18 protein-coding genes are annotated in these 18210 nt (G+C 64.6%); 13 read left to right on the top strand and 5 right to left on the bottom strand.

Annotation, left to right across the window (positions count from 1 at the left end; translation table 11 throughout):
* The 7 genes from QA642_RS42740 to QA642_RS42710 all read left to right on the top strand — a co-directional run bounded on the left by QA642_RS42740 (window position 1) and on the right by QA642_RS42710 (window position 7892).
* Window positions 1-1659 (top strand): hydantoinase B/oxoprolinase family protein, encoded by a 1659-nt coding sequence (locus tag QA642_RS42740; RefSeq protein ID WP_283082170.1) that lies wholly within the window; start codon window positions 1-3, stop codon window positions 1657-1659.
* Window positions 1660-1692: 33 nt separating this feature from the next.
* Complete coding sequence (locus QA642_RS42735; RefSeq protein ID WP_283082169.1) at window positions 1693-2691, top strand: TRAP transporter substrate-binding protein; 999 nt, start codon at window positions 1693-1695, stop codon at window positions 2689-2691.
* A 10-nt stretch (window positions 2692-2701) separates the two neighbouring features.
* A complete protein-coding gene (locus tag QA642_RS42730) occupies window positions 2702-3295 on the top strand; it encodes a TRAP transporter small permease (RefSeq protein WP_283082168.1) in 594 nt (197 codons plus the stop codon).
* A gap of 31 nt (window positions 3296-3326) precedes the next feature.
* On the top strand, window positions 3327-4631 hold the full coding sequence (locus QA642_RS42725) for a TRAP transporter large permease subunit (RefSeq protein ID WP_283082167.1): 1305 nt from the start codon (window positions 3327-3329) through the stop codon (window positions 4629-4631).
* Between the two features lie 307 nt (window positions 4632-4938).
* Window positions 4939-6657 carry a PQQ-binding-like beta-propeller repeat protein gene (locus QA642_RS42720; RefSeq protein WP_283087094.1) on the top strand — a complete coding sequence of 573 codons (1719 nt, stop codon included), beginning with the start codon at window positions 4939-4941 and terminating at the stop codon, window positions 6655-6657.
* 88 nt (window positions 6658-6745) lie between these two features.
* The gene (locus QA642_RS42715; RefSeq protein WP_283082166.1) at window positions 6746-7087 is read left to right on the top strand and encodes a cytochrome c; all 342 of its coding nucleotides are present in this window, start codon (window positions 6746-6748) and stop codon (window positions 7085-7087) included.
* A gap of 37 nt (window positions 7088-7124) precedes the next feature.
* Window positions 7125-7892, top strand: a complete 768-nt coding sequence (locus tag QA642_RS42710; RefSeq protein WP_283082165.1) for a transporter substrate-binding domain-containing protein — start codon at window positions 7125-7127, stop codon at window positions 7890-7892.
* A gap of 74 nt (window positions 7893-7966) precedes the next feature.
* On the opposite strand, the gene QA642_RS42705 is transcribed toward QA642_RS42710, so the two are convergent.
* The gene (locus QA642_RS42705; RefSeq protein ID WP_283082164.1) at window positions 7967-8611 is read right to left on the bottom strand and encodes a glutathione binding-like protein; all 645 of its coding nucleotides are present in this window, start codon (window positions 8609-8611) and stop codon (window positions 7967-7969) included.
* Window positions 8612-8716: 105 nt separating this feature from the next.
* Here QA642_RS42705 and QA642_RS42700 point away from each other — a divergent pair, with 105 nt between their 5' ends.
* Window positions 8717-9379: a TetR/AcrR family transcriptional regulator gene (locus tag QA642_RS42700; protein ID WP_283082163.1), complete on the top strand. Its 663-nt coding sequence runs from the start codon at window positions 8717-8719 to the stop codon at window positions 9377-9379.
* A gap of 190 nt (window positions 9380-9569) precedes the next feature.
* Here QA642_RS42700 and QA642_RS42695 read toward each other — a convergent pair whose 3' ends face one another.
* Window positions 9570-11537 (bottom strand): methyl-accepting chemotaxis protein, encoded by a 1968-nt coding sequence (locus QA642_RS42695; RefSeq protein ID WP_283082162.1) that lies wholly within the window; start codon window positions 11535-11537, stop codon window positions 9570-9572.
* Between the two features lie 306 nt (window positions 11538-11843).
* Window positions 11844-12809 (bottom strand): glyoxylate/hydroxypyruvate reductase A, encoded by a 966-nt coding sequence (locus tag QA642_RS42690; RefSeq protein ID WP_283082161.1) that lies wholly within the window; start codon window positions 12807-12809, stop codon window positions 11844-11846.
* A gap of 144 nt (window positions 12810-12953) precedes the next feature.
* Here QA642_RS42690 and QA642_RS42685 point away from each other — a divergent pair, with 144 nt between their 5' ends.
* The 4 genes from QA642_RS42685 to QA642_RS42670 all read left to right on the top strand — a co-directional run bounded on the left by QA642_RS42685 (window position 12954) and on the right by QA642_RS42670 (window position 15803).
* Window positions 12954-13322, top strand: a complete 369-nt coding sequence (locus QA642_RS42685; RefSeq protein ID WP_283082160.1) for a YciI family protein — start codon at window positions 12954-12956, stop codon at window positions 13320-13322.
* On the top strand, window positions 13319-14620 hold the full coding sequence (locus QA642_RS42680) for an RNA polymerase sigma factor (protein WP_283082159.1): 1302 nt from the start codon (window positions 13319-13321) through the stop codon (window positions 14618-14620). The genes QA642_RS42685 and QA642_RS42680 overlap by 4 nt, the downstream gene beginning before the upstream one ends.
* Window positions 14621-14812: 192 nt before the next feature.
* On the top strand, window positions 14813-15349 hold the full coding sequence (locus QA642_RS42675) for an SRPBCC family protein (protein WP_283082158.1): 537 nt from the start codon (window positions 14813-14815) through the stop codon (window positions 15347-15349).
* Window positions 15350-15383: 34 nt separating this feature from the next.
* The gene (locus QA642_RS42670) at window positions 15384-15803 is read left to right on the top strand and encodes a VOC family protein (protein ID WP_283082157.1); all 420 of its coding nucleotides are present in this window, start codon (window positions 15384-15386) and stop codon (window positions 15801-15803) included.
* A gap of 325 nt (window positions 15804-16128) precedes the next feature.
* On the opposite strand, the gene QA642_RS42665 is transcribed toward QA642_RS42670, so the two are convergent.
* Both QA642_RS42665 and QA642_RS42660 read right to left on the bottom strand, forming a co-directional pair.
* On the bottom strand, window positions 16129-16566 hold the full coding sequence (locus QA642_RS42665; protein ID WP_283082156.1) for a hypothetical protein: 438 nt from the start codon (window positions 16564-16566) through the stop codon (window positions 16129-16131).
* Between the two features lie 159 nt (window positions 16567-16725).
* The gene (locus QA642_RS42660; protein ID WP_283082155.1) at window positions 16726-17514 is read right to left on the bottom strand and encodes an SDR family oxidoreductase; all 789 of its coding nucleotides are present in this window, start codon (window positions 17512-17514) and stop codon (window positions 16726-16728) included.
* A gap of 241 nt (window positions 17515-17755) precedes the next feature.
* On the opposite strand from QA642_RS42660, the gene QA642_RS42655 reads away from it, so the two are divergent.
* A complete protein-coding gene (locus QA642_RS42655; RefSeq protein ID WP_283082154.1) occupies window positions 17756-18121 on the top strand; it encodes a nuclear transport factor 2 family protein in 366 nt (121 codons plus the stop codon).
* The last annotated feature ends 89 nt before the right edge of the window (window positions 18122-18210 follow it).

Here is an 18210-nt window from a genome sequence, read left to right as displayed (position 1 = left end):
ATGAGCAAGGCAAATGGCGCGAGCCTGATCGACCTTCAGATCATGTGGCACCGGCTGATCGCCGTGGTCGAGGAGCAGGCCCAGGTGCTGCTCCGCACCGCCTTCAGCCCGATCGTGCGCGAATGCGGCGACCTCTCGGCCGGCGTGTTCGACCTCAGGGGACGCATGCTGGCGCAGGCGGTGACGGGCACGCCCGGCCACGTCAACTCGATGGCGGAATCGGTCAAGCACTTCATCGCGCATTTCCCGCTGGAGACGATGAAGGAGGGCGACGCCTACATCACCAACGACCCCTGGATGGGCACCGGCCATCTCAACGACTTCGTCGTCACCACGCCCTGCTTCAAGGACGGCAAGATCGTCGCGCTGTTCTCCTGCACCAGCCATCTCATGGACATCGGCGGCATCGGCTTCGGCCCTGACGCCACCGACGTGTTCATGGAGGGGCTCTACATCCCCATGCTCAAGCTGATCGACCAGGGCGTCGTCAACGAGACGCTGATGGCGATGATCCGCACCAACACGCGGCTGCCCGTAGACACCGAGGGCGACACCTATTCGCTCGCCGGCTGCAACGATGTCGGCTGCGAGCGGCTGGTCGAGATGATGACCGAGTTCGGCATCGACACGCTCGACGCACTCGGCGACTACATCTGCGACCGCTCGCGCGAGGCCGTGCTGGCCGAGATTGCAAAACTGCCGAAGGGAAGCTGGCGCAACACCATGGTGGTCGACGGCTATGATGCGCCGGTCACGCTGGCCGCGACGCTGACGATCTCCGATCACGGCATTCACGTCGATTTCGACGGCACCTCGGCCGCCTCGAAGTTCGGCATCAACGTGCCCTTGTCCTACACCACGGCCTACACCGTGTTCGGCCTCGGCTGCGTCGTCGCCTCGCAGATCCCGAACAATGCCGGCTCGCTGTCGCCGCTGACGGTGTCGGCGCCATCGGGTGCGATCCTCAACGCGCCGAAGCCGGCGCCGGTCGCCTCGCGCCACATCATCGGCCAGATGCTGCCCGACGTCGTGTTCGGCTGCCTGCGCCAGATCATCCCCGAACGCGTGCCGGCGGAAGGCACGTCCTGCCTGTGGAATCTCAACGTGCGCGGCCAGACCCGCTCCGGCGTCGGCGGCAACTATGGGTTCTCGATGGCGGTGACCTCCAACGGCGGCACCGGCGCGCGGTTCGGCAAGGACGGCCTCTCCGCCACCGCCTATCCCAGCGGCGTGCGCGGCACGCCGGTCGAGATCGCGGAAACGCAGACGCCTTTGATCTTCTGGCGCAAGGAGCTGCGTCCGGATTCCGGCGGGGCAGGGCGCACCCGCGGCGGCCTCGGCCAGATCATCGAGGTCGGCAGCGGCGTCGATGCGCCGTTCGACATCCTCGCCGCGTTCGACCGGATCGATCATCCGCCGCGGGGGCGGGACGGCGGCAAGAACGGCGAGGCAGGCTATGTCGGCCTCAAGTCCGGCAAGAAGCTGCGTGGCAAAGGCTTTCAGCAGGTGCCGCCGGACGACCGCCTGGTGGTGATGACGCCCGGGGGCGCCGGCATCGGTGCGCCGACGATGCGCGATCGCGCCGCGGTCAAGGACGACATCGAAAGCGGTCTCGTGTCCGCCGACAATGCGGCTGCAGTTTATGGCTACGCGCGCTGATGCATCAGCGCGCTTGATAAACGGAGGGGCTCGATGATCACGCGACGGAACTTCACCGCGGGCGCAGCCACGCTGCTGGCCGCCGGCCACATCTCGACCCGCGCGCGGGCCGCGACGACAAGCTGGGACATGTCGACGGTCTGGCCCGACGGCAATTTCCACACCCAGAACGCGATGGCGTTTGCGGAAGAGGTGAAGAAGCAGAGCGGCGGCTCGGTCGCCATCACCGTGAAGGCCGGCGGCCAGCTAGGCTTCAAGGGTCCCGAGCACCTGCGCGCCGTGCGCGACGGCCTCGTGCCGCTCGCCGACGTCCTCAACATCCAGCAGGTCGGCGACGAGCCCTTCATGGGCGTCGAGAGCATCCCCTTCCTGTGCGGCTCGATGGACGAGCTCAAGGTGCTGCACAAATATGTGCGGCCCGAATATGAGAAGGTCGCCGCGCGCAACAACCAGAAGATCCTCTACATCGTGCCGTGGCCGACGCAGTATCTGCATCTCAAGACCAAGGTCGCCGATGTCGAGGGCCTGAAGAACATCAAGATCCGCGTCCCCGACAAGAATGCGGTCGACATGCTGGCCGTCGTCGGCATGGCGCCGGTGATGATTCCCTGGGGCGAGACCATCCCTGCGCTGGCGTCGGGCGCAGTCTCCGGCGTGTCCACTTCGGCGGTGTCGGGCGTCGACGGCAAGTTCTGGGAGTTCCTGAAATACATCTATCCGACCAATCACGTCTGGTCGTCGCAGATGCTCACCGTCAATCTCGATTCCTGGAAGGCGCTCAGCGCCGATCAGCAGAAGCTCGTCGCCGATATCGCAGCGAAGATGGAGCCGGGCTTCTGGGCGAATTCGCTCAAGGCCGATGTCGACAGCCTCAACCGCCTCAAGGAGGGCGGCATGGAGGTGGTGCCGGTGTCTGACGCGATGATCACGGACATCCGCGCCAAGACCGCGCCGCAGCTCGATGCTTTCCTCAAGCGCGTGCCGGCGGCCGAAAAGCCGGTGCGGGCCTATCTCGCCGAAATGAAGCGCTGAGGTCGAGCTCATGACCAGCGTTTCACCGGCGGCTCCGCAAAGTCTCAACGCGGCGGCGCCGGCACCGCTGCGCATCCTGCTCGACGGCATCGACCGTCTTGGCCGGCTCGACGGCTGGATCGGTGGCGGTTGCCTGCTCACGCTGACGCTGTTGATGCTGTGCGAGGTTGCCACCCGCTTCCTCTCGAACTTCCTGCCGTTCTTCCCGCCGACCATCTCGATCGCCTGGGAATACTCCTCTTATCTGATGGCGGCATCCTTCACCTTCGGAGCCGCCATGACGCTCCGCGTTGGCGGCCACATCCGCGTCGTGCTGCTTCTGAAAAACGTGTCGCCCCCGCTGCAGCGGGCGATCGAGATCCTCTCGGCGGCGGCCGGTTTTGCCTTCATGGCATTCCTGACCTCGTCCATGGCGAAGTTCGCGTGGAGCGCCTATTTGCGCGGCCAGGTCTCGACCTCCAGCGATACGCCGCTGTGGTTTCCGGAAGCCGTCGTCACCTTCGGCATGCTGTTGCTCACGCTCCAGTTCCTGGCGCGCGCGATCCAGGCGGTGCTCGGCCTGCCACTGGAGGATCATCGCATGAAGGCCTCCCCCGTCGAATGACCGCCTTGCTCGCCACTGGATTCAAGATCGCATGACCATCGAAGTCGTTGCCCTGTTCGGGATTCTGTTCGCGCTGCTGGCGGGGGGCGTCTGGATCGGACTTACACTCGCGCTCACCGCGACGCTGCTGCTCGCGATGTTCCGCTCGATCCCGCTCGACAAGCTGCTGCCGCAATACGCCTGGAATATTTTGACCACGCAGGAGCTGCTGGCGCTGCCGCTGTTCATCCTGATGGGCGAATTGCTGTTTCGCACCCGCCTGTCGCGCTCGCTGTTCCAGGGACTTGCGCCCTGGGCCGGCCTTCTGCCCGGCCGATTGCTGCATGTGAACGTGATCGGCTGCACCATCTTCGCGGCGATCTCGGGCTCGTCGGCGGCGACCACGCAGGTGATCGGCCGCATGTCGCTCAACGAGCTCCTGCGCCGTGGCTATTCCCGTGACATCGCGATCGGGTCGCTCGCCGGCGCCGGCACGCTCGGCTTCCTGATCCCGCCGTCCAACATCATGATCATCTACGGCGTGCTTGGCGACGTTTCCATTCTCAAGCTCTTCACCGCCGGTGTGCTGCCCGGTCTGCTCCTGGCCGCGACCTTCATGGGCTGGGTCATGCTGCACACCTCGCTCAAGCCTGCGATGGTGCCGGAGACAGAGGCCAAGCTCTCGCAGGTGCCGTGGGGCGAACGCTTCGCCGCGCTGAAGGATCTCGCGCCGGCGCTATTCCTGATCGCCTGCGTGCTCGGCTCGATGTATGGCGGGCTCGCGACGCCCTCTGAGGCCGCCGCCGTCGGCGTGCTCGGTGCCGGGCTGGTCGCCTGGGCGCAGGGCTCGATGTCGCAGCAGGTGATGCGCGACGTGCTGATCGGCTCGGTCGTCACCTGCTCGATGATCGCGCTGATCGTGTTAGGGGCCTCGATCCTCGGCAACGCCGCGGCGTTCCTCGGCATTCCTCAGGCGGTGGCCGCCTTCGTCAAGGGCCTCGGCCTCTCGCCCTTCATGCTGATCGTGGTGCTGATCATCTTCTACCTGATCCTCGGCTGCTTCCTCGACGGCTTCTCGATGATCGTGATGACGCTGCCGATCGTGCTGCCGATCGTGAAGGGCGCCGGCTTCGACGAGATCTGGTTCGGCATCTTCCTGGTGCTCGCCGTCGAGATGGCGCAGATCACTCCGCACGTCGGCTTCAACCTGTTCGTGATTCAGGGCCTGACCGAAGACGGCCTCGGCTACATCGCGCGGGTCACGTTGCCCTATCTCGTCATCATGATCGGTTTCGTGCTGCTGCTGACGCTGTGGCCCGGCATCGTCACGATCCTGCCGCGGGTGTTGTACGGATAGCCGTTTTGCTCCCACGGAGATCGAACGGTCAGCGCTGCTGTCGTTTCCATTCGCCCTCTGCGCCAATTCGCCCCCCGCGCGCATTCCGTCTTTGCACGCCCCTGCAATCCGTCGTACGCTGTGCATGCAGACGTGCGACAGCAACCACGCCAGTGAACGCAGCTCCTTTAGCGATCGCCGAGGGAGAGGGAGATCTATTGGCAGTTCACCTCCGATGGAGAACAATCGACGCGTACTGAACTGCAAACATTCCTCGCAGCGGCGTTCACGAGACGCAATCAATAAACACAAGCGGGAGGAAGTGCATATGAGGAAGCAGTGGCTCAACTCGGGCCTACCTGTTCTCGCCGTTGCGGCATTTGCGGCATCGGCGGCGTTGGCCCAATCTGTGGATACGGCCCGTATCGAGGCCGCCGGCCAGAACGACTGGCTCACCTATCACGGTTCATACAAGTCCCATCACTACAGCCCACTCGCGCAGATCAATGCGAACAACATCGGCAATCTGGGCGTCGCCTGGATGCACATTCCCGGGCGATCGACGCGCGGCCTGCAGTCAATGCCGCTCGTAGCCGATGGCGTACTCTACTATTCGGGTTCTTACAGCCGGGTCTTTGCGCTGAACGGCGCGACGGGCGAGGTCATCTGGTCGTTCTTTCCGGAACTCGATGAAGCGCTCATCAGCCGACAGACTCACTCGCCCTACAACCGCGGCGTGGCTCTTGGTGAAGGCAAAGTCTTCGTCGGTACGATGGATGGTCGTCTCTTCGGCCTCGATGCGAAGTCGGGAAAGGTTCTCTGGGAAACGAGGCTGATCGACTCGCAGAAGCTCACGGTCGGCTTCACCGGCGCGCCGCTTTACGCAAAGGGGAGCGTGATCATCGGCTCGCAGGGAGGGGAATGGCCGGGTCGCGGCCCGATCTTCGCCGTCGATGCCACCACCGGCAAGAAGAAGTGGGAGTTCCTGACGGTCGCGGGCACCGACGAAGCCATGAAGACCTGGGGTAACGACTCCTGGCGCACTGGCGGTGGCGGCGGCTGGATGCCGGGCACCTACGACTCCGAGACCAACACCATCCTGTGGGGCACGGCGAACCCGGCGCCGCTCTACGACTGGTCGGGCGCCGACTACAAGACGCAAGGTGCGCGGCCCGGCGACAATCTCTATACGAGTTCGGTTATCGCTCTCGATATCGATACCGGAAAGCTGAAATCCTACCATCAGGAACTGCCGCACGACGCCTGGGACTTCGACAGCGCCGTCGGTGAGTTCGTGATGCTCGAGCGCGACGGCCAAAAATACGTGGTTCATCCGAACAAGGGCGGCTTCGTGTTCGTCTACGACCGTAATCTCGGCGTGAAGAACGTCTGGCGTCTGGTTGAGAACATCAACTTCGTCAAGGATATCGATCCCAAGACAGGCGCGCTGATCGGCCGTCGCGATTTCCCCGTCGGAAAAGTCACTGAAGTGCCGCTCTGTCCGTTCATCGGCGGCGGCATCAGCTGGAATGCCGGGTCGTACAGCCCGAAGACCGGTCTCTACTACAAGCTCGGCCAGGAATGGTGCATGACGCTGGATATTCAGAAGACGACGCCGGTCACCGCGCCGCAGGTCCAGCTCAACATTGGGGCGGACTTCAAGATGGCGCCGCCTCCGAGCGGCGAGATCTACGGACATCTGGACGCGCGTGACCCCATAACGGGAGCAAAGAAATGGGAGGTTCGCTATCCCGAGCCGCCGCTCGGGAGCGTGCTGTCGACCGCCGGCAATCTCGTGTTCGTGCCTGATTCCCGCGGTGTCCTTCACGCCTATGATGCCGAAACCGGGGCCGAGCTGTGGAAGCACAACAACGGTACCGGCCACCAGGGCGGCATCGTCAGCTACTCCGTGGGCGGCAAGCAATATATCGCCGTGGCCGCAGGCTTCGGCGGTATGCTGGCAGACGAATATGCGCCGAACTTCGGTGGCGTCTACAAGAGCATGCCGCGTGACGACGGCGCGCTCATCGTCTTCAGCCTGAAATAGTCACCTTGAACGATCTGTCGAGGAGCGGGTGCGAGCCCGCTCCTCGGTCGATTGCAGCGGCCGCGCGTGATCTGGGAATGGAGCGGACGTGTTGAAACTGCATTTGAAGTCGTATCCGGCGGTGCTGGGTGCTTCGTTGCTGTGCGTCGTGGTGGCTCAAGCACAACCTGCTGCGCCTGCGCCGGACAACGGGTCGCTGGATGTCGAGCAGTTGTTCGCGGGGACCTGCGGCTTTTGCCACTCCGACGGCGGCCGGGCTGCTGGCAGGGGACCGCAACTGATGAATTCGCCACGCGACGACGAGTTTCTGCACAACCGCATCAAGACCGGCAAGCAAGGTGCGATGCCGGCATTCGGCGAGAGCTTCAATGACGCGCAGATCGACCAGATCATCAAATACATCCGCGCCTTGAAGCCGCGCGCGGGTTGACCCGCCGAGACCTGATCCCTGCAGATGAGGACGCGGAATGAAGGCAATTGTCCTGGCTATCGTCGCTGCCGCCATCGTTCTGTCGGAGCCGACGCAGGCGCGAACTCTGGACGCGATCCGTGCGAGCGGCGCGCTCGGACTATGTGCGCATCCCAACTCGCTTCCCTTTGCGAGCAAGGCCGGTGATCCGCCCGGCTTCCAGGTCGAGCTGGGGCGCGCGCTGGCGCGCGAGCTTGGAGTTTCACTCAGGCTCGACTGGATCATCACGCAGTACCAGATGCGCAGCGCCGGCTGTGACATTCTGCTGGACGTCATCGCCGACCGCGAAGCCCAAGGCGAAACCCGCTTGAGAATCTCGAAACCGTACTATCGCACGGGTGTCGCGCTCGCGGTGCCGTCATCCAGCGCGCTGACATCGTTCAAGAGCCTCGGCGGGCATACCAAGGTGGGGGTGCAGGTCGGCTCTGTCGCCGCCATGATCATCGGTCAACGGCGCGTGCCGACGTCGACCTTCGGCTTCGAGACCGACAGCCTCGACGCCGTATCAAATCATGAGATCGATGCGGCTGCGGTGACGCCCACTGCGGCCAGCTATTTCAATCTGACCCATCCGGACAAGGCACTCCGGATCCTGGATCGCGACGAGGGCGTGGCCGACCTCAACTGGAATGTCGCCGTCGGCATGGTTCGCCCGGATGATGCGTTACGCGAATCGATCGACGGAGCGCTGGATCGGCTGCGCAACGATGGCACGATCGATCGGATCTACGCTCGCTACGGGATCGCGCTGCAGGCGCCGAGATAGCTGAATCGCTGAAAGAACGACGCCGTCACGGTTTGGCCGGGACGACGTCGCTACGCGTAGATATCGCTTTGGCCTCAAGCCGCCGCCTTCTTCCGCGCCTGCTCGGCCTTGTACAGCTCGAACTCCTCCGCGATCGCTTTGGCCACCGACGGCCGCTGGCGCAGGCGCTCGTAATAGGCCTTCACGTTCGGCCATTTGGCGAGCTCGATCGGCGGCGTCGCCATGGTCCAGTTGATGACCGTGACGAGGTACGCGTCCGCCACGCTGAAATGGTCGAGCAGGAACTCGCGTCCCTCCAGATACTTGTCGAGATAGTCGAGCCGCGACAGGTTCTTCTCCAGCACATAGGCTTTCGCTTCCTGCGGCGCCTTGCGGTCGAGCACGGGGATGAACAGGCCCTTGTGCAGCTCGGTGCCGATGAAGCACAGCCATTGATGCAGCCGCGTGCGCTCGATTCCCTGTGAAGCGCCGAGGCCGGACTGCGGAAAACGGTCCGCGACATATTGCAGGATCGCGGCGTTCTCGGTCAGCACCACGCCTTCGTCGGTGCGCAGGGTCGGCACGAGGCCGATCGGGTTCACGGTGCGGAAGTCGGTGCCGTCGTTCAGCACTTTCTTGGTCGGCGGATCGACTTCGAGATAGTTCGCGTCCGCACCCGCTTCATAGAGCGCGACGCGGGTCGCCATGGAGCAGGCGAGTGGCGAGAAATAAAGATCCATCTTGGGCCTCCTTGGGCAATTCCTCTTGGGTGTCGCTCAACCTGGCCAGATTGATTTTTGTACCATCGTGCATAATATATCGAGGGTCAAGGATTATTTTGCGAGATGGTACAAAAATCGAAGCCGCCAGCTGCTACCAGTGAACCCGAGCGCCGTGGCGAACCTAAGCGCCGGGGACGGCCCCGCACCTACGAGCCCGATGTCGCGCTCGGCAAGGCGCTTGACCTGTTCCGCAAGCAGGGATTTGCCGCGACCTCGCTCGATGATCTCAGCGAAGCCACAGGCATGAACCGGCCGAGCCTCTATGGCGCCTTCGGCGACAAGCGCGAGCTCTACATCAAGAGCTACCAGCGCTATCGCGACGAAGCGGGCGCGGCGATGGTCGAGATATTCCGCCAGGAGATGCCGCTGCGCCAGCGGCTGGAGCGCATCTACGCTTCAGCGCTGGACATCTATCTGTCCGGCGACACCGGCCCGCGCGGCTGCTTCACGGTGGTGACCGCGGCGTCCGAGGCCGTGAGCGATCCCGAGATTCGCGCCATGGTGCTCGACGGTCTTACAGGGCTCGACAAGGCTTTTGCGAGTTGCTTCCGCCGCGCCAGGGAGAAGGGCGAGTTGCCGGAGAGCGCCGATCCGGTCGCGCTGGCGCAGATCGCCTCCGCCACTGTCCACACCATCGCCATCCGCTCGCGCGCCCGCGTCTCGCGCAAGGAGCTCGAGGCGATCGTGAAGGGCGCGATCGACGTGATGGTGGGAGCCAAGCCGTAAGCTGTCGTCCCGGGGCGCGCGTAGCGCGAGCCCGGGACCCCAGCGCGAGCGCTTGCGCTCGTCGCGGTAACCACAGGGAGAAGTTTGACGAAGACTCGGAGTTACCGGCTCGCCTAACAACTTCTCCCTGTGATTATGGGTCCCCGCCTTCGCGAGGGACGACACCTGTACTGGGGACAGATCGTGGCTACTACGCCGCCCGAATCTGCGCGAGGAATCGATCCACCTCGTCCCGCAGCCGCTGCGACTGTTTTGACAGCTCGATCGCCGAGCCCAGCACTTCCTCAGCGGCGGTGCCGGTCGCCGCGATGCCGTCCGTGACGCCTGCGATGTTCTGCGAGACCTCGCCGGTGCGGGCGGCGGCCTGCTGGACGTTCTGCGCGATCTCCTGCGTCGCCGTGCCCTGCTGGCCGACGGCGGCGGCAATCGCCGCCGAGATCTCATCAACCTGCTGGATCGTTGCGCAGATCGACTGGATGCCGTCCACCGCGCCTGATGTCTCACCCTGCACGGCCGTGACCTGCGCGCCGATCTCTTCCGTCGCCTTCGCGGTCTGGGTTGCCAGTGCCTTCACTTCGGAAGCGACCACGGCAAAGCCGCGGCCGGCTTCGCCGGCGCGCGCCGCCTCGATCGTCGCGTTCAGCGCCAGCAGATTGGTCTGGCCCGCGATGCCGTTGATGAAGGAAACGACGTCGCCGATCTTTTGCGCGGCATCGGCAAGGCTCTGCACCCGCGCATTCGACGCCCGTCCGTCGCTGGCGGCCTTGCCCACCACCTCGGTCGCGTGCGCAAGGCGGCGGCTGATCTCGGTCATCGACGAAGACAGCTCTTCCGCGGCGGCAGCCACCGTCTGCACGTTCTCCGAGGCCAGCGCCGAGGCTGACGACACGTTGCGGGTCTGCTGCCGCGACTGCTCGACGATGGCTGACATCGAGCGCGCGGTGTGCTCCATCTCGACTGCGGCCGAAGACACGGTGGTGACGACGTCGCGGATCGATGCCTCGAAATTGTTGGCGAGCGCGGCGAAGGCGCGCCGCTTCTCCGCTTCCGACTGCGCCTTGGCCTCGAGCTGATCGGCCTGGAGCTTGTTGAAGCTGACGGCATTGTCGCGGAACACCGCGACCGCCTTCACCATGGCGCCGACCTCGTCGTTCGCCTTGTTGATGGGAACTTCGACATCGAGCCGTCCGTCCGCGAGTTCGCGCATCACGCTAGTGATCGAGAGGATCGGACGCGAGATGCTGCGGGCGATGAGGTAGCCGACGATCGCCGCCAGCGCCAGCCCGAGCGTGGCGATACCGAGCGACAGCCACCAGGCGCGATCGGCGGACGCGACATAATCGGCATTGTCCATCACCAGCTCGACCGCGCCGAGCGGCTTGCCGGAAAAGTCCCTGATCGGTCCGAGCAGCGCGGCGACTGGCGTCGTGTCCAGTTTCCCTTGCCGCACCGTAAAATCGCCGCCGGCAGCGCGGGCGTAATCCGCCGCATCGAAGAAGCTCTTGCCGTTCAGCGTGCCGCCGAACAGCTTGAAGCCAGCGCCGTCGGCGAGATGGAAGGCGACGTCGACATGGCGGTTGGTCTTGAAGTCGTCGAGGAAGGACTGACCGAAGGTCAGGCCGAACTCCACCGAGCCGAGATGATTGGTCCCTTGCGCGATCGGCACCACGCCGCGGATGCCGAGGCCGGCGACGCCGCCCTCGAGACCGACCACGACCTTGCGCTCCTGGTTGGCAATCAGAACCGTCTTGCGGAAGCCGGAGAGGTCGTCACCGAATTTGGCCGGCTGATGCACGCGCAGGAACGATGTCGCTGGTGCCACATGGAACTGGAACTGCTCGACACCGTAGTCCGATTTGGTCGCGGCAAACACAGGCCCGAACAGGCCGACGAGGGCGTTGCGGTCCTGCTTCGCCATCGCATCCTGCGTCGCCGGCATCGCGGCCACCACCGTGCTCATGGCGGCGGCGCGGCGAGATTCCTCGGCGATGCGTGACAGCAGCGCATCATAATGGCTGCGCAGCTCGCGCTGGTCGGCGCGGTCGATGATCCCTGAGATGATCCACATCGCGCCCAGCACGGCAAACAGCGCGGTCGCCGCCGCTGTCACCGCCAGCGCAACCGTGATCCGCATCCTGAGGCCGAGGCTCGCCCGCATGTCCGACTCGTTGTTTGAGCGTTGGTTAACAACGCCTATCAACTTCTCGCTAAGAGAGGGTGAACGGGACGGGGGCGCGGGGTGGTTGTGGGGCGCGGTGGCAGCAATTATGCGCGGGGCTACCGGCCCCAGAAAAGCTGTCGTCCCCGCGAAGGCGGGGACCCATACAGCGGAATCCATCGATGATCGTTGGTCGCAGTTCCGAACTACGACCTTCCGCAAAACTGCTCCCTGTGGTTATGGGTCCCCGCCTTCGCCGGGATGACACCGAGAATGAGGCGCCAGCGTTCGCGAAATCCCGAGGGCCTAATACCCCCGCGCCCGATCCACCACGTTCTCCAGCACCCCGCCCGCCTCGAACCGCGCGATCTGCTCGGCGACATAGGCCGAGATCGCATCCGCATCCGTGTCGGCCGCGTTGTGCGGCGTCAGCACCACCTTCGGGTGGGTCCAGAACCGGCTGTCCTTCGGTTGCGGCTCCTGCACGAACACGTCGAGCGAGGCGGCGCCCAGCGTGCCGTCGTCGAGGCAGGCCAGGATGTCGGCTTCGTTCTGCAGGCCGCCGCGGCCGGCATTGATCAGCACGGGCGCGCCGAGCGGGCTCTTGCGGTTGAGCTTGGCGAACACATCGCGGTTGAGAATGCCGTTTGTATCAGGCGTCAGCGGCAGCAGGCAGACCAGGATGTCGGTCTTGCGCAGGAAGGCATCCATGCCGGCCGTGCCATGGAAGCAGTCGACGCCCGCGATGGTGCGCGGGCTGCGGCTCCAGCCGGCGACGCGGAAGCCGAGCCGGCGCAGCACGTCGGCCGCGTCAGCGCCGAGCGTGCCGAGGCCCATGACGCCGACCGTCACCGCGCTCGCCGGCCACTGATATTGCGGCTCCCAGCGCTTCGCGCGCTGCGACTCGCGCAGGTAAAGCTCCTGGCGGTGGTGCATCAGCACGTGCAGCGCGACATATTCGGTCATGCGGTTGGTCAGGTCAGGCACTGCGACGCGCACCAGCGGCACGTCGGGCAGGCTCTTGTCCGCCATCAGCGCGTCGACGCCGGCGCCGAGATTGAAGATCGCCCGCAGATTGGGGAAGGAGCCGAGGTCGCCCGGCACCGGCTTCCACACCGCAGCATAGTGCACCTCGGCCGGATCGAGGGAGGCATCCGGCAGCAGCACCACGCGGCGGCCGCCGCAGACCGCATCGAACCGGGCCTTCCAGCGCTCCGGCAGCCAGTTCTGCTGCGTGCTGTTGATCAGGACGGCCAGTGTGCCCATGCTCATTTCGAAGTGCCTCGTCGGTTCCGCGTTCAAAAACCCTCCTTGGCACGATCTGCCGGATTTTTCTCGCAAATTTTTTCCGCAGCACTGTCGGGGCGGGGCATAGTGGATCGTCTTCAAAACAAGCGTTCAGGGAAAGTGCTGCCCATGCTTTATGCGATCCTTTGCTATCACGACGAGGACTTCGTCGGCTCCTGGAGCAGGGAGCAGGACGAGGCCGTGATGAAGAAGCTCGCCGTGGTGCAGGAGGGCCTTTCGAAGCAGGGCCGGCTCGGCCCGGTGGCGCGGCTGCTGCCGACCACGGCGGCTGCGACCTTGCGCAAGGAGGACCCGCCGCTGGTGCTCGACGGTCCCTATGCCGAGACCAAGGAGCAGCTGCTCGGCTTCTACATCGTCGACTGCAAGAATCTCGACGAGGCACTCGACGTTGCGCGCGACCTTGGCGCTGCCAACCCCGGCGGCGCCTACGAGGTGCGTCCGGTCGGCGTGTTCCGGCCCGGAGGAATTTCGGCGTGAGCGATACCGACACCGCCTGGATCGAGACTGCGCTGACCTCGGCGCGACCCCAGGCGGTCGGCGCGCTCTTGCGCTATTTCCGCGATCTCGACACCGCCGAGGAGGCTTTTCAGAACGCCTGTCTGCGCGCGTTGAAGACCTGGCCGCAGAACGGGCCGCCGCGCGATCCCGCGGCCTGGCTGATCATGGTCGGCCGCAACGTCGCGATCGACGAGGTGCGCCGCGCCCGCAAGCAGCAGCCGCTGCCGGAGGACGACCAGGCCATCTCCGATCTCGACGACGCCGAAGGCGCGCTCGCCGAGCGGCTCGACGGCTCGCATTATCGCGACGACATCTTGCGGCTGATGTTCATCTGCTGCCATCCGCAACTGCCGGCGACGCAGCAGATCGCGCTCGCCTTGCGCATCGTCTCCGGCCTCACGGTGAAGCAGATCGCGCGTGCCTTCCTTGTGTCGGAGGCGGCGATGGAGCAGCGCATCACCCGCGCCAAGGCCAAGGTCGCCGAGGCCGGGACGCCGTTCGAGGCGCCCGGCGCGGTCGAGCGCTCGGAGCGGCTCGCCGGCGTCGCCGCGATGATCTACCTGATCTTCAACGAGGGCTATTCGGCGAGCGGCGACACCGCCGAGATCAGGAAGCCGCTCTGCGAGGAGGCGATCCGGCTGGCGCGGCTGCTGCTGCGGCTGTTCCAGAGCGAGCCGGAGATCATGGGGCTGACGTCGCTGATCCTGTTGCAGCATGCCCGCAGCGCCGCGCGTTTTGCCGCCGATGGTTCGCTGATCCTGCTCGACGACCAGGACCGCTCGCTGTGGAATGGCACCATGATCGCGGAGGGCCTCGCGCTGATCGACAAGGCGATGCGACATCGTCGCAGCGGGCCTTACCAGATACAGGCCGCGATCGCCGCGCTGCATGCGCGCGCGGCAACGCCGGAAGAGACCGACTGGACCCAGATCGACCTGCTCTATGGTGCGCTTGAGGTGGTGCAGCCGTCGCCGGTGGTGACGCTCAACCGCGCGGTCGCGGTCTCCAAGGTGCGCGGGCCGCAAGCCGCGCTCGATCTGATCGAGCCGCTGGCGCCGAAGCTCGCCAACTACTTCCATTTCTATGGCGTGCGCGGCGCCTTCCTGATGCAGCTCGGCCGCAACGACGAAGCCCGCATCGCCTTCGACCGCGCCATCGCGCTCGCCAACACCTCCGCGGAAGCCGCCCACATCCGCATGCATCTCGACCGCCTGATCCGCGACAGCCAGCCGAAAAGCGGCGGCGGAGGCACGAAGCAGGCCGCGAAGGTGAAGTGACGCCGCGGGCGTCATTCCGGGGCACCCAACCACGCCGTCATTCCGGGGCGGTCCGTAGGACCGAACCCGGAATCTCGAGATTCCGGGTTCACCCTTCGGGTGCCCCGGAATGACGGCAAATAATTTTCGACCTCGAATTGTCGGCCCCCGCCGTTCCCCTTCGTCTTAATTCCATATCCAAGGGAGCCATTCATGCTGAAAGCTGTTGCCATTGCTGCCGTAGTGCTCGCGGTCGGAATTGCGGCCATCCTCGTCTTCGCCGTGACAAAACCCGACACGTTCCGTGTCGAGCGCTCGATCGCCGTGAAGGCGCCGGCCGCTGCGGTCTATCCGCTGGTTTCCGATTTCCGCTTCTGGACTGGGTGGTCACCTTACGAGAACCGCGATCCCGCCATGAAGCGTACCTACGGCGGAACCGCGGCAGGAAAGGGTGCGACCTATGCCTGGGACGGCAACAACAATGTCGGCGCCGGCCACATGGAGATCCTCGAGGCGAATACGCCGTCAAAGCTCCGTATCAAGCTCGATTTCGAGCGCCCGTTCGAAGGTCATAACACCGCCGAGTTCACCTTTGTGCCGCAAGGCGATGCCACACTGGTCACATGGGCGATGTACGGTCCGGCCCCCTTCATGTCGAAGCTCATGCAGGTCTTCATCAACATGGACAACATGATCGGCAAGGACTTCGAGGCCGGTCTCGCCAGCCTGAAGAAGCTCACCGAGAAGTAACGCCCTCAAGCAAGCGAAGAAGAGGAGAGAAACGATGCTCAGCGCCTATCTGTTCTATCAGGACACCTGCGAAGCGGCGTTCAATTATTACGCCAAGATTCTCGGCGGCAACATCGACGCCATGATGCGCCTCTCGGAAGCGCCGGCATCAGATATGCCTCCCGGCCCGCCCGGCCGCGAGAAGACGATCATGCATGCGCGGATGACGCTGCCCGGCGGCGCCGTGCTGATGGGCTCCGACACGCCGCCCGAGCATTTTCACAAGCCGCAGGGCTTTTCGATCTCGCTCACGGTGATGGATCCCGCGGAGGGCGAGCGCAAGTTCAAAGCCCTTGCCGATGGTGGCACCGTCACCATGCCCTTCAGCAAGACCTTCTGGGCCAAGGGTTTTGGCATGTGCGTCGACAAGTTCGGCATTCCCTGGATGGTGAACTGTCCCGCCGAAGGCATGTAGGCCCGCGTGGACGCTTGATGCAGTCAACGAAAACTGCGGTTCGCGTCATATGGCGCGGACCGCAGCGCACAACAATTGGCGCAAGATTAAGCTGTCATCTCCGTGACAAAATCGCTAATTCTGGTTCACAAGACCGACAAACCGGGATGAACGGACTTGGAAGGGGAGCGACCGATGGCAGCGGCGCTACAGATCAATTTTGCCCTTTGGGGGATGCTCATCTGCGCAAGCTTGAAGCTGGCGCCGTTGATCCAAACTCTCTTTTAGAGGAACAGCCGGTGCCCGCCGCGCTCTGTGCGGGCGGGAGCAGCCGGCCGCGAAAACCTCATCGGCAGCGTGGGTAGATCGCGGCGAGATCACGCCCTTTCAGCAAGAGCAGCCGTGAGGTAAGGCCGCCGCGGCGGCTGATCCAGTCGCGCACCGGGCCGGGATAGGCGGAGAGCACCGCCTCGGATGCTTCCGGCTCGGCATAGAAGCGCCCGCGCCGGTCGACCGACCGCGCGGCATGGAAGCCGAGCACGGCCCGCTTTGTCACACAGATGCGCTCGCCCGGCACGATGCTCAGCACCAGCGTGCAGGCTGACAGGCACGGACCATCGATCACCACGCGCTCGCCGCTCTCACGCACCTGCTCGAACAGATCGAGGAACGGCCCGACCTGCCCACCCGGCGACTGGATGATGCGGATTTCGGCCGCGGCGGGCGCGGCGGCGAGCAGCGCAGATGCGAGCATCAGGGCTTTGAGGACGGTGATGCGTTGCATGAACTCTCCACCAACTCGGTTTTCGTAGGGTGGGCAAAGCCACCGGTCGCGCGGATGCGCGCCCGATGACGGGCTTAGCGTGCCCACCAATCGCGCCGCAAATTGGGAGAATTGGTGGGCACGGCGCGTTGCGCCTTTGCCCACCTACAAATCCCGTGCCTACCCGTTCCGCCGCTGCCCGCGCAGCGTCGGCAGGCCGATGCCGGCTGCATCGAAGCCGCCATCAACGGCCAAAATTTGGCCGGTGATGTAGCTCGATCGTTCCGAGCAGAAGAAGTAGATCGCCTCCGCGAGTTCCTCTTCCAGGCCGTAGCGGTTGAGCGGCATGGCGTCGTGATAGTCGGCGCGGATTTCCCTGGTGTGCACCTGCTTCGCCATCGCGGTGTCGACCGGCCCCGGCGCCACCGCATTGACGCGAATGTTGAGCGAGGCGAGCTCGACCGCGAGCTGCTTTGTCAGGTGCGCAAGGCCGGCCTTGCTGGTGCCGTAGGCCGAGCGCAGCGTCGAGGCGCGCACCGCCGAGATCGAGGTGATGTTGACGATGGCGCCGCCGCCCAGCTCGCGCATCAAGGGCACAGCCGCCTTGGTGCACAGGAACGGGCCGGTGAGGTTGACCGCCATGATCCTGTTCCAGTCCGCGTCGCTGGTCTCCAGCACCGGCGCGAACACGGCGACGCCGGCATTATTGACGAGCGCATCGAGCCGGCCGAACCGGCTCATGATTGCGGCCATTGCAGCTCCAACGGCCGCCGCGTCGGATACGTCGCAGCTGATCGCCAGCGTGTCATCGAGCTTTTCCAGTGCTGCGGCCGCGCGCGCCTGCAACTCGCCCTCGATGTCGAGCAGCGCCACGCGCCAGCCCTCGGCCAGGAACTTCTTCGCCGTCGCAAGCCCGATGCCGCGCGCGGCTCCAGTGACGAGGGCGACTTTTTGCGGGGCAGGGGGCATGGGGGGATCTGTCCTGTGTACAAAGGGAACGCGCGTGAGTGCGGGCTCCTTTTACTGCCCTTTGGTCTGGAGGAGAAAGACCATGTCTTCCGGATTCATATGCACGGCGAAGTCCATAGGTCGGGCCGTCATCCTACGGGCGCGCATACGCATCATTTCTTGCGACAGCGATGGGCGATGTCGGTGTGAGCGGGGGTGAATCGTCTTCCATCAGCAAAGACATCCACCGCGGAGACGATCGATGCCCGATGACAATGAACGCGTGATTCGGAACCTGTTTGACGCCTATCTCGCCAATGACCGGCAACGGGTCAGCGATGCGCTCGCCGACGATTTCCGTTTCACCAGCCCGTTCGACGACGATCTCGACAAGGCGTCCTATTTCGCACGCTGCTGGAAGGATACCGGCTGGATCGCGCGCCATGAGATCGAGCGCATCTTCGTCCGCGGCGACGAGGCCTTCGTCACCTATCACTGCCTGGCCAGAGATGGCAGGAGCTTTCGCAACACCGAGTTCTTCACCTTGGCCGGAGGCAAGGTCCGCCGGATCGACGTCTATTTCGGCGCTGCCCGGCAGGACGGCCGTTTCCTTCCGCAGCCGCGTTAAAGCATGATCCGGAAAAGTGCATAGCGGTTTTCCGAAAAGATCATGCGCAAACAACGAGCTAAAGCGCGATGACGATTCATCCTGATCTC

It is taken from the genome of Bradyrhizobium sp. CB2312, assembly GCF_029714425.1.
Lineage (GTDB): Bacteria > Pseudomonadota > Alphaproteobacteria > Rhizobiales > Xanthobacteraceae > Bradyrhizobium.
Note: the sequence above shows the minus strand (reverse complement) of the source record. Positions and strands in the feature narration are given on the sequence as shown.

What these genes read in the sequence shown, in the direction of transcription:
- QA642_RS42740 (WP_283082170.1), top strand. Translation starts at nt 1, where the DNA reads ATGAGCAAGGCAAATGGCGCGAGCCTGATCGACCTTCAGATCATGTGG.
- QA642_RS42735 (WP_283082169.1), top strand. Translation starts at nt 1,693, where the DNA reads ATGATCACGCGACGGAACTTCACCGCGGGCGCAGCCACGCTGCTGGCC.
- QA642_RS42730 (WP_283082168.1), top strand. Translation starts at nt 2,702, where the DNA reads ATGACCAGCGTTTCACCGGCGGCTCCGCAAAGTCTCAACGCGGCGGCG.
- QA642_RS42725 (WP_283082167.1), top strand. Translation starts at nt 3,327, where the DNA reads ATGACCATCGAAGTCGTTGCCCTGTTCGGGATTCTGTTCGCGCTGCTG.
- QA642_RS42720 (WP_283087094.1), top strand. Translation starts at nt 4,939, where the DNA reads ATGAGGAAGCAGTGGCTCAACTCGGGCCTACCTGTTCTCGCCGTTGCG.
- QA642_RS42710 (WP_283082165.1), top strand. Translation starts at nt 7,125, where the DNA reads ATGAAGGCAATTGTCCTGGCTATCGTCGCTGCCGCCATCGTTCTGTCG.
- QA642_RS42705 (WP_283082164.1), bottom strand. Translation starts at nt 8,611, where the DNA reads ATGGATCTTTATTTCTCGCCACTCGCCTGCTCCATGGCGACCCGCGTC.
- QA642_RS42700 (WP_283082163.1), top strand. Translation starts at nt 8,717, where the DNA reads ATGGTACAAAAATCGAAGCCGCCAGCTGCTACCAGTGAACCCGAGCGC.
- QA642_RS42695 (WP_283082162.1), bottom strand. Translation starts at nt 11,537, where the DNA reads ATGCGGGCGAGCCTCGGCCTCAGGATGCGGATCACGGTTGCGCTGGCG.
- QA642_RS42690 (WP_283082161.1), bottom strand. Translation starts at nt 12,809, where the DNA reads ATGAGCATGGGCACACTGGCCGTCCTGATCAACAGCACGCAGCAGAAC.
- QA642_RS42685 (WP_283082160.1), top strand. Translation starts at nt 12,954, where the DNA reads ATGCTTTATGCGATCCTTTGCTATCACGACGAGGACTTCGTCGGCTCC.
- QA642_RS42675 (WP_283082158.1), top strand. Translation starts at nt 14,813, where the DNA reads ATGCTGAAAGCTGTTGCCATTGCTGCCGTAGTGCTCGCGGTCGGAATT.
- QA642_RS42670 (WP_283082157.1), top strand. Translation starts at nt 15,384, where the DNA reads ATGCTCAGCGCCTATCTGTTCTATCAGGACACCTGCGAAGCGGCGTTC.
- QA642_RS42665 (WP_283082156.1), bottom strand. Translation starts at nt 16,566, where the DNA reads ATGCAACGCATCACCGTCCTCAAAGCCCTGATGCTCGCATCTGCGCTG.
- QA642_RS42660 (WP_283082155.1), bottom strand. Translation starts at nt 17,514, where the DNA reads ATGCCCCCTGCCCCGCAAAAAGTCGCCCTCGTCACTGGAGCCGCGCGC.
- QA642_RS42655 (WP_283082154.1), top strand. Translation starts at nt 17,756, where the DNA reads ATGCCCGATGACAATGAACGCGTGATTCGGAACCTGTTTGACGCCTAT.